The organism is Aeromicrobium sp. (assembly GCF_014378035.1).
In the GTDB taxonomy this organism is placed as follows: domain Bacteria; phylum Actinomycetota; class Actinomycetes; order Propionibacteriales; family Nocardioidaceae; genus Aeromicrobium.
Map to the genome: position 1 here is coordinate 1 of NZ_JACMOM010000169.1, position 13,645 is coordinate 13,645.

At 67.9% G+C, this 13,645-nt stretch carries 14 protein-coding genes; 10 read left to right on the forward strand and 4 right to left on the reverse strand.

All coding sequences use genetic code 11. The features are described 5' to 3' along the window. Window positions 1–46: 46 nt before the first annotated feature. Together ccrA and mce are read right to left on the reverse strand one after the other, a co-directional pair. The gene (gene ccrA / locus H7290_RS08820) at window positions 47–1,384 is read right to left on the reverse strand and encodes a crotonyl-CoA carboxylase/reductase (RefSeq protein WP_290513646.1); all 1,338 of its coding nucleotides are present in this window, start codon (window positions 1,382–1,384) and stop codon (window positions 47–49) included. A gap of 80 nt (window positions 1,385–1,464) precedes the next feature. Beyond that, on the reverse strand, window positions 1,465–1,911 hold the full coding sequence (gene mce, locus H7290_RS08825; protein ID WP_290513647.1) for a methylmalonyl-CoA epimerase: 447 nt from the start codon (window positions 1,909–1,911) through the stop codon (window positions 1,465–1,467). A gap of 122 nt (window positions 1,912–2,033) precedes the next feature. Between mce and H7290_RS08830 the strand changes: the two genes are divergently transcribed. The 7 genes from H7290_RS08830 to H7290_RS08860 all read left to right on the forward strand — a co-directional run bounded on the left by H7290_RS08830 (window position 2,034) and on the right by H7290_RS08860 (window position 8,115). Next, window positions 2,034–3,224 (forward strand): acetyl-CoA C-acetyltransferase, encoded by a 1,191-nt coding sequence (locus tag H7290_RS08830; RefSeq protein ID WP_290513648.1) that lies wholly within the window; start codon window positions 2,034–2,036, stop codon window positions 3,222–3,224. A 10-nt stretch (window positions 3,225–3,234) separates the two neighbouring features. Further along, a complete protein-coding gene (gene meaB / locus H7290_RS08835; protein WP_290513649.1) occupies window positions 3,235–4,215 on the forward strand; it encodes a methylmalonyl Co-A mutase-associated GTPase MeaB in 981 nt (326 codons plus the stop codon). A gap of 61 nt (window positions 4,216–4,276) precedes the next feature. Continuing rightward, window positions 4,277–4,435 (forward strand): hypothetical protein, encoded by a 159-nt coding sequence (locus tag H7290_RS08840; protein ID WP_290513650.1) that lies wholly within the window; start codon window positions 4,277–4,279, stop codon window positions 4,433–4,435. Window positions 4,436–4,442: 7 nt separating this feature from the next. Next, window positions 4,443–4,991: a PH domain-containing protein gene (locus H7290_RS08845; protein WP_290513651.1), complete on the forward strand. Its 549-nt coding sequence runs from the start codon at window positions 4,443–4,445 to the stop codon at window positions 4,989–4,991. A gap of 45 nt (window positions 4,992–5,036) precedes the next feature. After that, complete coding sequence (locus tag H7290_RS08850; protein WP_290513652.1) at window positions 5,037–5,945, forward strand: tetratricopeptide repeat protein; 909 nt, start codon at window positions 5,037–5,039, stop codon at window positions 5,943–5,945. Window positions 5,946–6,061: 116 nt separating this feature from the next. Beyond that, complete coding sequence (locus H7290_RS08855; protein ID WP_290513653.1) at window positions 6,062–7,165, forward strand: hypothetical protein; 1,104 nt, start codon at window positions 6,062–6,064, stop codon at window positions 7,163–7,165. Continuing rightward, entirely contained in the window at window positions 7,162–8,115 is a 954-nt protein-coding gene (locus H7290_RS08860) for a hypothetical protein (protein WP_290513654.1), read from the forward strand. The genes H7290_RS08855 and H7290_RS08860 overlap by 4 nt, the downstream gene beginning before the upstream one ends. A gap of 13 nt (window positions 8,116–8,128) precedes the next feature. On the opposite strand, the gene H7290_RS08865 is transcribed toward H7290_RS08860, so the two are convergent. Together H7290_RS08865 and H7290_RS08870 are read right to left on the reverse strand one after the other, a co-directional pair. Further along, on the reverse strand, window positions 8,129–8,989 hold the full coding sequence (locus H7290_RS08865; protein WP_290513655.1) for an NUDIX hydrolase: 861 nt from the start codon (window positions 8,987–8,989) through the stop codon (window positions 8,129–8,131). 110 nt (window positions 8,990–9,099) lie between these two features. Beyond that, window positions 9,100–9,288 (reverse strand): DUF6458 family protein, encoded by a 189-nt coding sequence (locus H7290_RS08870; protein WP_290513656.1) that lies wholly within the window; start codon window positions 9,286–9,288, stop codon window positions 9,100–9,102. 164 nt (window positions 9,289–9,452) lie between these two features. On the opposite strand from H7290_RS08870, the gene H7290_RS08875 reads away from it, so the two are divergent. The 3 genes from H7290_RS08875 to H7290_RS08885 form a co-directional block, all read left to right on the forward strand. Then, window positions 9,453–10,232, forward strand: coding sequence for an enoyl-CoA hydratase-related protein (locus tag H7290_RS08875; RefSeq protein WP_290513659.1), 780 nt, complete (start codon window positions 9,453–9,455; stop codon window positions 10,230–10,232). A gap of 214 nt (window positions 10,233–10,446) precedes the next feature. Then, window positions 10,447–12,429, forward strand: a complete 1,983-nt coding sequence (gene malQ / locus H7290_RS08880; RefSeq protein WP_290513657.1) for a 4-alpha-glucanotransferase — start codon at window positions 10,447–10,449, stop codon at window positions 12,427–12,429. A gap of 77 nt (window positions 12,430–12,506) precedes the next feature. Further along, window positions 12,507–13,645: alpha-amylase family glycosyl hydrolase (locus H7290_RS08885; RefSeq protein WP_290513658.1), on the forward strand; the 1,139-nt coding region annotated here is incomplete at its 3' end.

The following is a 13,645-nucleotide window of genomic DNA, read 5'->3' on the forward strand; positions in this document are numbered from 1 at the left end:
AGATGCTGGTCAGATCGGGTCGCTGACGCGCGGCCCCGGAGGGTGGCTACACGCCCCTGAAGCGGTTGATCTTGTCGAGGTGGTGCGCACGCTTGTCGTCGTCGCGCACGCCCAGGCCCTCCTCAGGAGCGAGGCAGAGCACGCCGACCTTGCCTTGGTGGAGGTTGTGGTGCACGTCAAGAGCGGCCTGACCAGTGTCCTCGAGGGCATAGACCCGTGACACGGTCGGGTGGATGAGGCCCTTGTCGATGAGCTTGTTGGCCTCCCACGACTCGCGATAGTTGGCGAAGTGCGAGCTGACGATTCGCTTGAGGTTCATCCAGAGGTAGCGGTTGTCGTACTCGTGCATGTAGCCCGACGTCGAGGCGCAGGTCACGATCGTGCCGCCCTTGCGGGCGACGAAGACGCTGGCGCCGAACGTCTCGCGACCCGGGTGCTCGAACACGATGTCAGGGTCGTCGCCACCGGTCAGCTCGCGAATCTTCTTGCCGAATCGCAGCCATTCCTTCGGGTCCTGGTTGTGCTCGTCCTTCCAGAACTTGTAGCCCTCTGCCGAGCGGTCGATGACGAGCTCTGCGCCCATCTTGCGGACGATGGCCGCCTTCTCGGGCGACGACACGACGCACACCGGTGTCGCACCGCCGTTGAGGGCGAACTGCGTCGCGTAGGAGCCGAGGCCGCCCGAGGCGCCCCAGATCAGCACCGTGTCGCCCTGCTTCATGTCGGCGCCATTCTTGGAGACCAGCTGGCGGTAGGCGGTGGAGTTGACGAGCCCGGGGCTGGCGGCCTCCTCCCACGTGAGGTGTGCCGGCTTGGGCATGAGCTGGTTGGCCTTGACGATGGCGAGCTGGGCGAGCCCACCGAAGTTGGTCTCGAAGCCCCAGATGCGCTGCTCCGGATCCATCATCGTGTCGTTGTGTCCGTCGGGGCTCTCGAGCTCCACCGACAGGCAGTGCGCAACGACCTCACGGCCGGGCGCCCACTTGTTGACGCCGGGGCCGGTGCGCAGGACGACGCCGGAGAGGTCGGAGCCGACCACGTGGTACGGCAGGTCGTGGCGCTTGGTGTACTCGGACAGGCGGCCGTAGCGCTCGAGGAAGCTGAAGGTCGAGACGGGTTCGAAGATCGAGGTCCAGACGGTGTTGTAGTTGATGGCACTGGCCATCACGGCGACGAGCGCTTCACCCGGCGCGAGCTCGGGGATCGGGACGTCGTCGAGGTGCAGGCTCTTGCGGGGGTCCTTCTCCCGACTGGAGAGCCCCTCGAACATGTCGACCTCGTCCTTGTGGACGGTGATGCCCTTGTAGGTCTCGGGGAGGGCAATGTGGCCGAATTCCTCGGGAGCGGTGTCGCCTGCGGTGATGGCGTCGAGAATGTTCTGCACGTGGCGTCCTTCGTTCGGGGTCTCCGCGATGTTACTTGGTGGTAACGGGGCGGTGGCTAGATGTCAGGGGGTGGTGTTCGTCACTCTCGGCGTGCGGGCTCGACCAGCTCGACCAGCACCCCGCCAGCGTCCTTGGGATGGACGAAGTTGACGCGACTGTCGGAGGTGCCGCGCTTCGGAGCGTCGTAGAGGAGTCGCACGCCGCGCTCGCGCAGGATCGCCGAGACCGAGTCGATGTCGGCGACCCGGTAGGCGAGCTGCTGGATGCCCTGACCGTTGCGGGCGATGAACTTCGCGATCGTCGAATCCTCGCTCAGCGGCGCAAGGAGCTGTATGCGCTGGTCTGAGTCGCCGACGGCGAGCATCGCCTCACGCACACCCTGCTCCTCGTTGACTTCTTCATGCACCGAGTGCAGGCCGAATGTCGAGGCGTAGAACTCGAGCGCGTCGTCGAGATCGGGGACGGCGATGCCGACGTGGTCGATCGCGATCAGGAGGTGGTCAGGGACGAGGGGACTGCTGGGCATGCGTACGAGGGTAGGGCACTGTGCCGCCGTTGGCCGGCGATGTGGCGTACGCCGCACACCCCTGATGATCGTCCGACACCATGAGTAAAGTGGGTCGAACTGTCTTGCGAAGGAGCAACTCCATGACCCAGTCCGTGATCGTCGCCGGTGCGCGCACCCCGATCGGCCGCCTCCTCGGCGGCCTCAAGTCTCTCTCCGGCTCAGACCTCGGTGGCCTCGCCATCAAGGGAGCACTCGAGAAGGCCGGTGTCACCGGCGACCAGGTCGACTACGTGATCATGGGCCAGGTCCTGGGCGCCGGCGCCGGCCAGGTGCCCGCGCGCCAGGCCGCGTTCAAGGGTGGCATCCCCCTGAGCACCCCCTCGATCACCATCAACAAGGTCTGCCTGTCAGGCCTCAACGCCATCGCGCTTGCCGACCAGCTGATCCGCGCCGGCGAGTACGACATCGTCGTCGCTGGCGGCCAGGAGTCGATGACCCAGGCGCCACACATGCTGCTCGGGTCTCGCGAGGGCACCAAGTACGGCGATGCCAAGCTCACCGACCACATGGCGTACGACGGGTTGTGGGACGCGCTGACCGACCAGGCGATGGGCGGGCTCACCGAGCAGATCAACGCGGACGGGCAGAAGCTCACCCGTGAGGAGCAGGATGCGTTCAGCGCCCGCTCGCACCAGCTCGCCGCCACGGCGCAGAAGAACGGTGTCTTCGACGAGGAGATCGTCCCCGTCGAGATCCCGAGTCGCCGCGGCGACCCGGTCGTCGTCTCCGCGGACGAGGGCGTGCGCGCAGACACCACGGCCGAGTCACTCGGCAAGCTGCGCCCAGCCTTCAGCAAGGAGGGCACCATCACGGCCGGCTCGGCAAGCCAGATCTCCGACGGCGCTGCGGCGGTCGTGGTCATGAGCAAGACCAAGGCCGAGGAGCTCGGACTGTCGTGGATCGCCGAGATCGGCGCCGCCAGCACCGTGGCCGGGCCCGACTCGAGCCTCCAGCTGCAGCCGGCCAACGCGATCGCCAAGGCCGCTGAGAAGGAAGGCATCAGCGTCAGCGACATCGACCTGTTCGAGCTCAACGAAGCCTTCGCGGCGGTCGGCATCGAGAGCACGCGCGCCCTCGGGGTCTCCGACGACAAGGTGAACGTCAACGGCGGTGCGATCGCGCTCGGTCACCCGATCGGCGCCAGCGGTGCCCGACTCGTGCTGCACCTCGCGCTCGAGCTGGGTCGTCGTGGTGGCGGCATCGGCGCTGCTGCGCTGTGCGGCGGCGGTGGCCAGGGCGACGCCCTGATCATCCGGGTTCCCCAGAAGTAGCTCGACAGCGGTGTCACGAGACAGTCGCGCCGTCCCGTTCGCGGCCTCGGTCCCCGTCGCTGAGCTCGTCGAACGAGCCCAGGCGGGCGAGGCCCGGGCCGTGGCGCGGCTGATCTCGATGGTCGAAGACCGTTCGCCGTCCGTGCGGGAGGTCAGCGCCGCGCTGACGCCCCACACCGGGCGTGCCCACATCGTCGGCATCACGGGCTCGCCGGGAGTCGGCAAGTCGACCTCGACCTCGGCGCTGGTCACCGCGCTGCGGGCCGAGGGCCGGCGGGTGGGCGTCCTGGCAGTCGACCCGACGTCACCGTTCTCCGGCGGTGCGTTGCTGGGCGATCGGGTGCGCATGCAGGACCACGCGACCGACCATGGCGTCTACATCCGCTCGATGGCCAGTCGCGGACACCTGGGTGGGCTGTCCGCATCCGCGCCCCAGGCTCTGCGGGTGCTCGACGCCGCGGGTTGCGACGTCGTGCTGGTCGAGACCGTGGGCGTCGGCCAGTCCGAGGTGGAGATCGCGGGCCTCGCCGACACGACCCTCGTCCTGCTGGCGCCAGGCATGGGAGATGGCATCCAGGCGGCCAAGGCCGGCATCCTCGAGATCGGTGACATCTTCGTGGTCAACAAGGCCGACCGCGATGGAGCCGCCTCGACACGACGCGAGCTCCGCTCGGTGATCTCGATGACTGATCGTCCTGACGGCGCGTGGAAGCCCCCCATCGTGCTGACCGTGGCCACGACGGGCGAGGGCATCCCGGAGGTCGTCCGGGAGATTGCCGCGCACCACGCACACCTCGACGCCTCCGGCGAGCTGACAGGCCGACGGCTCGCTCGCCTGCGGCGCGAGATCGAGGCGCTTGCCCTCACTGATGTGCAACGCAGGTTCGCCCACCTCTCTGGCCACGCGCGCCTCGACACCCTCGCCGAAGAGGTCCTTGCCGGTCGCCTCGACCCGTTCGCCGCCGCCGACACCCTCGTCGAGCACCTCTAGCTGGACGTGCCCACGGCGCGCCTGCCGGACCAGAGGGGTCATCGTCAGACACACTGACGTGGTGTTGAAGAAGGTCATTGTCCTGTTCGTCGTCGGTTTTGCGGTCTATTACCTGCTGACGGCTCCTTCCGGCGCGGCCACGGCCGTGAGCGATGCTGCCGGGGCCGTCATGGACGCATTCCGCCAGGTTGGGGTCTTCTTCAACGAGCTCGTCGGCTAGGCCGAGCATGTTCCGGGCCCTGCTCGATCGGCTGCCCGATCAGAAGATCGACAGTCACCTTCTCGCCGAAGAAGGGGAGATCGTCGTCGACCTGGTGCGGCACCACTCGGTCGTCTACTGGCGTCCGCTGGCTGAGCTCGCCGGCACCGGGTTGCTGTGGCTGCTCGCGATCATCGGTCCCATTCGCCTCGGATGGTTCTTCATCCTTGTCGGCGTCGGCCTCGCCCTCCACGCGCTCTACCTCACACTGCGCGAGCGTCGGGACGTCTTCGTCATCACGAACATGCGGGTGTTCAGGGCGAGCGGGGTGTTCTCGGTGCGTATCGCCACGATGCCGATCACCCGCATCCTCGACATCACCGTCGAGAAGCCGCTGCTGGGTCGCCTTCTGGGTTACGGCCACTTCACCTTCGAGTCGGCCGCCCAGGCACAGGGCCTGCGCAACATCCGATTCATCGGTGATCCGGACGCGCGCGACCTCACGATCCAGCGGGTCATCCAGCGCTCGGGCCTGCGTGGCCGGACCGCGGAGCAGCGTCTGACGGACGGTCGCTAGGCCCGTCCGTCGCTGGCGTCGCGACGGGGTTCCTACACTGAGGTCATGAACTTCTCACGTCCCGGCGCCATCGACCTCTCCGCACTGAAGCCGCCGCCCGCCCGCCCGGCGCAGGCTGCCGGTGCCAGCTCCTTCGTCGTCGACATCACCGAGCAGAACTTTCAGCAGGCCGCCCTCGAGGCGTCGATGGACCACATCGTCGTGCTGAGCCTGTGGTCGCCCCGTTCGCCGCAAAGCATGTCGTTCAGCGAGACTCTTGGAGTCATCGCCTCCTCGTACGACGGTCAGATCGTCCTCGCGCGCATCGACATCGATGCCAACCCGGCCATTGCCCAAGCCCTCGGCGCGCAAGCCGTGCCACTGGTGGTCGGCCTGGTCAAGGGCCAGCCGGTGCCGCTGTTCCAGGGCACCATCGACGACGCCGAGGTCCGTCGCTACTTCGACGAGCTCATCACGGTCGCGGCTGAGAACGGACTGTCCGGCCGAGCAACGCCCACCGGTGCCGCGCCGACTGAACCCGAGGTCGAGGCAGAGCCGTACGACGACCCCCGTTTCGCTGCGGCGGATGCGGCCTTTGCCGGTGGCGACTTTGCGACCGCGGTGGTGGAGTACGAGAAGCTCATCGCGCAGCACCCGGCCGATACCGAGATCGCAGAGAGGCTCGCGGGAGTCAAGCTGCTGTCGCGCACCAAGGACGTCGACCTTCAGGCGGCGCGCGCGGCCGCCGCCGATGCGCCCGACGACGTCGAGGCTCAGCTTCTGGTGGCTGACCTCGACGTCAGTGGCGGCCACGTCGAGGACGCCTTCGACCGGCTCGTGGGCCTGGTGCGACGCTCTGCCGTCGACGACCGGGAGGTCGTGCGTCAGCGTCTGCTCGAGCTGTTCACGGTCGTCGGTGTCGCCGACCCGCGCGTGGCAGCTGCGCGCAAGCTGCTGGCCTCGGCCCTCTTCTGAGAGCGGGCCGGTGACGCGCGCACGCCAACCGTCCTGACTACCCCAACGGGGGGCCTCCTGACGGGTAGGGTTTGGGCGGCAGCCTTGCGGTGGGTGCCCTGACAGGGAGTGTGCACATGAGAACGAGGCTCGGGTGGGCACTTCAGGTGCTCGGCGTGGTCTTCGCTCTCCTCGGGCTGGCGATCATGGTCGTTCTCGGGCCGGACAGTCGCCGCACGACCGGTCCGCACGCGATCGAGACAGATGGCATCGCGGTCGTGACAGCACCGAAGGTCATCAGCTGGGCAGACGTGCAGATCGACGTGCTTGCTGAGGTGCCGGTGCAGAAGCCGATCTTCCTCGGCCTCGGCAACAGCGTCGACGTGAAGAACTATGTCAGCAAGACCGCGCGGCTGGAGATCACCAACTTCCACACGCCGTGGAAGGTCGAGCAGCGCCAGGTCCCCGGCTCCCGCAGCCTTCCGGGTGCGCCGACCGCCGTCGACTGGTGGATCGTGGAGTCTGCAGGGCTCGGCGGTGCCAGCATCAGCACGACCTTGCCCGACGAGACCGTCTCGGTGGCCGTCCTGTCGGTCGGCTCGAGCAACCTCTCGGGCCTCACGGTGTCGCTCGCCTACGGCGTCAAGGGCGGTTTCGCCAAGGGTGCCGGAATTCTGCTTCTCGGCCTCGGCGCGGTCCTGATCGGGCTGCTGGTGCGACGTCGGACGCCACTGTGGGTCGGCGACCGCTCCGACGACGAGGGCATCGACGACGACGGTGTCGACATAGACGGTATCGAAACAGACGGTGTCGACGTCCACGAAGAGGTCGTCTACCTCTACGTCGACGATGACGGTGTGGAGCACGAGATCTCGGCCGAGGAGGCACAGGCGTACGAGGTGGTGGAGCACGAGGAGGAACCGGACGACGGTCAGCCCACGAGACCTTCTGCAGACCCAGACCCAGACCCCGATCCCGTGCCACGCGAGGCACCGGCCGCTCAGCCCACGACCACGCTCGGCGTCATGACGGCGGGCGAGATCGTCGGTGGCGACCTGCCTGAAACCGCGCCGGCACCTGCACCTGCGCCGGCGACCGCGCCGGAGCCTGCGGCCGCCGACGAGTCGGCTGGCGGCGACGATGTCGTCTACGTCTTTGTCGATGAGGATGGAGTCGAGCACGAGGTCAGCGCCGAGGACATGGCCGAGTTCGAGATTGCCGATGAACAGGATGAGACATGAGAAGGCTCCTGCTCCTGATCGTCTTCTCTGTCGTGCTGGCAGGTTGCGCCGTGCCCCACGAGCGTGGCGACCTGTCGCTCCAGAAGACTGCGGCGAGCAAGGCCGAGGTCACGACGGTGTTCAAGCGCTATCGCGCGGTGCGCAACACGGCCATCGAGCTGCTCGACCCGAAGCCGTTGTCGACGGTCGAGAGCGGCCCGGTCCTGGCCATCGACTCCGGATCGTTCGAGGTCTCGCAGCGACTGGCACAGAAGCAGAAACAGGACACCTCACCGGTCGAGGTCACCGACGTGCTCACGCCGAACTTCACCAGGTACCCGTTGTGGTTCTTCGCCGTGGTCCGCGATGAAGGCCTGGGCGTCAACCGCGTGCAGATCTTCGAGCGGGAGGCAGCATCCGACCCGTGGCTACTGGTCGCGAGCCCCGAGACGCTCACCGACACCGACGTGCCCGGCGTGCGCCGGGGCGGTGGCGGTCAGGCGCTCACGGTGAAACCCGATGACAAGGTCGGGATGTCGATGTCGCCGCAACAGGCTGCCAAGACGTACGCGGCAGCGATCGGCAGCCCGTCATCGGCGGCGGCTGGCAAGGTCGCCAACGACTCGTTCATCAAGCAGATGCGCGCCACCGCCACCACGAACGCCGGGCTCAAGGATGTTGCCTTCGCCCAGTCGTGGGGTGCGGACGACGTGAAGTACGTCCTGCGCACGACCGACGGTGGAGCGCTGGCCTTCGTCACGCTCCTGCGGCTCGACAACTACACGGTCAAGGACGGCCTCACGATCACGTGGCCCAAGGGCTCGCCCCAGGAGGCGTTCCTCTCGTCGGGAATCTCCAGCTCAGGCAAGCTGCGTTATTTCCACCAGGTGCTCCTCTACATACCGCCGGGCTCCGGCAAGCCCCGCGCCCTCGGCCAGTACGGGGGAGTCGTCAGCGCCGACGGTCAGTAGGGGCCGGGATCGGTCACTCGGGGGCCTTGGGGGCTTCGCGGTAGGTCGGCATTGCGCCTGACTCCACTGCCTCGAGCAGCTCGATCGCGGCGGCGGCACCTCTGGAGCGGACGGTCTGCGGATCGCACCACTGGACGGACTTGATCTCGGTGGGCTGCAGTGTCATGTCGTTGGTGATCGAGCTGTCGACCATGCCGAGGTCGAACAGGAAGATGCAGGCGTCGTCCCACGAACGCCAAGCGGGCAGCCAGTTCACCGTGATGAGATCGCGCACCTCGACCGCGATGCCAAGCTCCTCCTCGAGCTCGCGAACCAGCCCCACCGAGGGCGCCTCGCCGACCTCGATGACGCCACCGGGGAGATCCCACTCGTTCTTGTAGGTCAGCTCGCACAGCAGGACGCGGCCCTGCTCATCACGCAGGAGCCCCTGGCTGATGATGCGCTTCGTCGGCAGCCCGGCGTTGAGGATCGCAATGAAGCCATCACGGCTGAACGGTGGCGGATCGTCGTGGAGCCGCGCCAGCAGTGCCCGGTCGGGGTCATCGCCGGCACCGCGCAGGATGCCCTCTCGACGGAGACCGGCAATCGAGGCCGCCCGGATGTCGCCGGTCCGATCGGTGGGGACCCGCGCCTCGATGCGGGTCATGCCGAGGTCGTCGAAGGCGTGTCCGATCGCGAGACGGAGCGCCCGGACGGCAACCGTGACGTTGTCCGTCTCCGTGTCCCAGCGGACCGATCCGGTGCGCGGGTCCTCGCGACACAGCGCGACCGTGCCGACCCGTTCGCCCGCGAGCACGATGGCGAATCCGACGAGCTCCTCGGGGCCTGACGTCGGCTCGAGCGCCAGGTCGTCGTCGCGCAAGGTCTCAGTCACGCCATCTCTTCCGGTACCAGCCACACGCTCGACATACGTTCAGGCTATCGGGCGGTGCCGGATGTGCTCAGCCGATGGGTCTTTCGCCCAGCATCCTGCTGGCCTCGCAGTCAGCGGGGGGGCGGAAGGTCCCGGCGGCGCTGACCGTCGAGGACGAGGCTCAGCACGATGCCAAGGGCGCCCGCCACCATCAGGATGTAGCCGACCGCGATGAGGTCGATGCCGCTGATCGAGGCCTGGACTGCGAAGGACAGGATGGCGCCGATGGCCAGGAGTGCGATGGATCCGCCGATGTACATGGGGTGCCTTCCGTCGGGGTGCAAAAGGCAACCATAGGTCCGTGTTGCCGCGACACGCCATTCGCGCCTCGGCATCACGCGGGCAGAGTCTGCCGCGGCGACGGTCTGTCCTATGCTCGAACGCGGTGGCCGGACGGCCGTCGATGAACATCGTGGAGGCCGGCATGGGTGAGTTCGTACGACTCGAGGTCAGTGAGGGTGTCGGGACGATTCGTCTCGACCGGCCCAAGATGAACGCACTCGACGCACAGATGCAGCGCGAGATCGCGGAGGTCTGCGCCGAGGCCGACCGCCGTGATGACGTGGCAGCCGTGGTCGTGTACGGCGGCGAGCGGGTCTTCGCCGCAGGCGCGGACATCAAGGAGATGTCGGCGATGTCGTACCAGGACATGTCCCGCCACGCTCACACGCTGCAAGAGTTCACCCGCGCTCTCGCCGGCGTCGGCAAGCCGACCATCTCGGCCATCACCGGTTTTGCGCTCGGCGGCGGGTGCGAAGTCGCGCTGTCGACCGACCTGCGCTTCGCGGCGGACAACGCCAAGCTCGGTCAGCCCGAGATCCTGCTCGGGATCATCCCCGGCGCAGGAGGAACCCAGCGCCTCGCCCGGCTGGTGGGACCGGCCAGGGCGAAGGACATCATCTACACCGGACGATTCGTCGGTGCCGAGGAAGCGCTCGCGATAGGTCTGGTCGACCAGCTGCACCCGGCAGACCAGGTCTACGACAAGGCGGTCGAGTGGGCTGCGCAGTTCGTCGGCGGGCCCGCGCTGGCGTTGCGAGCGGCGAAGAGCGCCGTCGACCGAGGGCTCGAGGTCGATCTGCAGAGCGGTCTCGACATCGAGCGCAGCGAGTTTGCCGCGCTGTTCGCAACCGATGACCAGACAGCCGGCATGTCGTCGTTCATCGAGAACGGACCCGGCAAGGCAACGTTCTCGGGCAGCTGACACGCATCGACACGTCGGCGGGGCCGGGGGTAACACCATGACGGCGGTCCTCCCGACAGACAGGTTCGTACCATGCACACGCCTCTGCTCCTCGTCCGACGGCTCGCCCTGATGGCGATCGTCTTCCTGGACCCCTCGGCCCGGGTGCGGCATCGAGCCTCCTCCCGGTCGGGCGGTGTGGCGTCCGGGTCGTGTGCGGACCATGCTGGGCGTCATGGCCATCGCTGTCACTGACCCCCTTGCCGAGCTCGCCGCCGCACATGGCGTGGCCACCCGTTACGAGGGTTCTGACCGGCGTCCCATCGATGTCGACGAGTCGATCGTGATTGCCGTCCTCGGTCAGCTCGGCGTCGACGCCGGCAGTGCCGACGAGATCGCCCGCGAGCTCGACGCCGTGCGGGCGGCGCAGTCGCGGCACGGCGTCCTGGCGCCCACCGTCGTGATGACCCGAGGCTCAACGAAAGATCTTGGTGTCGCAGCACGTGTGGTCCTCGAGGATGGCAGCGTCATCGACGTCGGCCGCCGGCTCCCCGACGACCTGCCGCTCGGATGGCATCGCCTCCAGACGGCCGACCAGGACGTCACGCTGGTCGTCGCACCACGACGGATGGCAGAAGTGCCTCGGTCGTGGGGTTGGATGCTGCAGCTGTACGCCTTGAAGTCGACAGACTCGTGGGGGATGGGCGACTACGGAGACCTCGCGGAGATGGCCCGGCGTTCGGGCTCCGAGCAGGGGGCCGGTGTGCTGCTGGTCAACCCCGTCCAGGCCTTCGTGCCCTCGCACCCGCTCGAGCGGTCGCCCTACTCGCCGTCGAGCCGCCGCTTCGCCAACCCGCTCTACCTCCGGGTCACGGCGACGAGTGTGTACGCAGCGGCAGGGGACGCGACGCACGACCGCGTGCTGGCCCTGGCGCCCGACCAGGACACCGAGCTGATCGACTACGACGCGGTCTGGGAAGCCAAGCTGGCGGCCCTTGAGACGCTGTGGCCGCACCGCGACGAGCGCCAGACCGAGGCCGTCGAGCAGCGCGACGCCGACCTGGACGACTTCGCGACGTTCGCCGCGCTCGCGGAGGTGCACGGTGCCGACTGGCGCCAATGGCCGGAGGAGCTGCGAGATCCGTCCGGCGAGGCCGTGCGAGAGGCTCGGTCAGCACTGGCCGAACGAATCGGGTTCCACGCCTGGTTGCAGCTTTTGTGCCGCGAGCAGCTCGATGCCGCCCGTGACGCGGCTCGCGACGTGGGCATGTCGGTGGGCATCGTGCACGACCTCCCGGTCGGCGTGCACCCCGGCGGCGCTGACGCCTGGGCGCTGCAGGATGTCTTCGCGTCCGACGTGCGGGTCGGCTGCCCGGCCGACGCGTTCAACCCCCTCGGTCAGGACTGGGGGCTGCCGCCGTGGCGTCCCGACGCGTTGGCCGAGGCCGGCTACGCGCCGTTCCGTGACGTGGTCCGCAGCGTGCTGCGGCACGCTGACGGTATCCGGATCGACCACGTTGCCGGGTTGTGGCGGCTGTGGTGGATCCCGCCCGGAGAGCCGGCCCACCGCGGCACGTACGTGCATTACGACGCCGAGGTGATGCTCGGGGTGCTGCTGCTGGAGGCCCACCGCGCCGGCGCGATCGTCGTCGGTGAGGACCTCGGGACCGTCGAGGACGTCGTCACCGACACGATGCACGAGCGCGGCATCCTCAGCTCTGCGGTGCTGTGGTTCGAGCGCGCCTGGGACGAGCCGGGCCAGCCGCACACCCGACCCCAGGACTGGGAACCCGAGACCATGGCGAGCATCTCGACGCACGACCTGCCGACCGTGGCCGGGTGGCTCCGCGACGAGCGGGTGCGGGTGCAGGCCGAGCTCGGCCTGCTCGACGGGCCGGCCGACGACGCCTTCGCCGCTGCGGCGAAGGACCGTGAGGCGTTGTTCGACCTCCTGCGTCACGAGGGTGTGTCCACGGACGACCCGATCGTCGCGCTCCACGCGGTCATCGCACCGGCAGCGTCGCGGCTTGTGCTGAGCTCGCCCGCGGACGCCGTCGGGCAGGTCCGCCAGCCCAACCTTCCGGGCACGGTGAACGAATATCCCAACTGGAGGATCCGGCTCCCCGTCGACCTCGATGCCTTCTTCACGGATGATCGTGTGCGTGCCGCTGTCGCGCCCCTGCGCGAGGCCCGCCCGCGGGGGAGCAGCAGCGAGTGACGTCACACTCGACATCCGGTTCCAACGGGTCGACCGGGGTAACCCCCCGACGACCTCTCGACGATGAAGGAGAAGACGTGCAGCCCTGGCCCGGAACCCCCTACCCGCTGGGTGCGACCTACGACGGGACGGGCACCAACTTCGCTCTCTTCTCCGAGGCCGCCGATCGGGTAGAGCTGTGCCTGTTCGACGCAGACGGCGCCGAGACCAGGGTGACACTCGAGGAGGTCGACGGATTCGTCCACCACGGCTTCATGCTGGGAGTCGGGCCGGGCCAGCGCTATGGCTACCGCGTGCACGGCCCCGACGAACCTGAGAACGGCTTGCGCTGCAACCCGAACAAGCTGCTGATCGACCCGTATGCGAAAGCAGTGGACGGCAGCGTTGACTGGGACGCCTCGCTGTTCTCGTACGACCTCGACGACCCCGAGTCGGTCAACGATGCCGACTCTGCGGGCCATGTGCCGTACTCCCTGATCGTCAACCCGTTCTTCGACTGGGCCAACGATCGTCTGCCGCGCACCCCTTACAACGAGACCGTCATCTACGAGGCCCACGTGCGCGGGCTGACGATCAACCACCCCGACGTGCCGAAGGGACTTCGCGGGACGTACGCCGGCATCGCCCACCCGGCGATCGTCAAGCACCTCAAGACGCTCGGCGTCACGGCGATCGAGCTGCTCCCGGTGCACCAGTTCCTCACTGACCACTACCTGTCGGAGAAGGGGCTGAAGAACTACTGGGGCTACAACACCATCGGCTTCTTCGCTCCCCACGACGACTACGCCTCACAGCCGGGCGGCCAGGTGCAGGAGTTCAAGGGCATGGTCAGGGCGCTGCACGAGGCGGGCATCGAGGTCATCCTCGACGTCGTCTACAACCACACGGCAGAAGGCAACCACCTCGGGCCGACGCTCTCGATGCGGGGCATCGACAACGTCGCCTACTACCGACTGGTCGAGGACGACGAGCAGCACTACATGGACTACACGGGCACCGGCAACTCGCTCAACGTGCGTCACCCGCACACGCTGCAGCCCATCATGGACTCGCTGCGCTACTGGGTCACGGAGATGCACGTCGACGGGTTCCGGTTCGACCTGGCGGCCGCGCTGGCCCGTGAGTTCTACGACGTCGACAAGCTCGCGACCTTCTTCGAGCTCGTGCAGCAGGACCCCGTCGACAGCCAGGTCAAGCTCATCGTCGAGCCGTGGGA

Bases quoted from the DNA above. Each gene is read 5' to 3' on its own strand.
- H7290_RS08870 (WP_290513656.1), bottom strand. From the start codon at position 9,288: ATGTACATCGGCGGATCCATCGCACTCCTGGCCATCGGCGCCATCCTG.
- mce (WP_290513647.1), bottom strand. From the start codon at position 1,911: ATGCCCAGCAGTCCCCTCGTCCCTGACCACCTCCTGATCGCGATCGAC.
- H7290_RS08845 (WP_290513651.1), top strand. From the start codon at position 4,443: ATGTTCCGGGCCCTGCTCGATCGGCTGCCCGATCAGAAGATCGACAGT.
- H7290_RS08830 (WP_290513648.1), top strand. From the start codon at position 2,034: ATGACCCAGTCCGTGATCGTCGCCGGTGCGCGCACCCCGATCGGCCGC.
- H7290_RS08875 (WP_290513659.1), top strand. From the start codon at position 9,453: ATGGGTGAGTTCGTACGACTCGAGGTCAGTGAGGGTGTCGGGACGATT.
- malQ (WP_290513657.1), top strand. From the start codon at position 10,447: ATGGCCATCGCTGTCACTGACCCCCTTGCCGAGCTCGCCGCCGCACAT.
- H7290_RS08850 (WP_290513652.1), top strand. From the start codon at position 5,037: ATGAACTTCTCACGTCCCGGCGCCATCGACCTCTCCGCACTGAAGCCG.
- H7290_RS08860 (WP_290513654.1), top strand. From the start codon at position 7,162: ATGAGAAGGCTCCTGCTCCTGATCGTCTTCTCTGTCGTGCTGGCAGGT.
- H7290_RS08855 (WP_290513653.1), top strand. From the start codon at position 6,062: ATGAGAACGAGGCTCGGGTGGGCACTTCAGGTGCTCGGCGTGGTCTTC.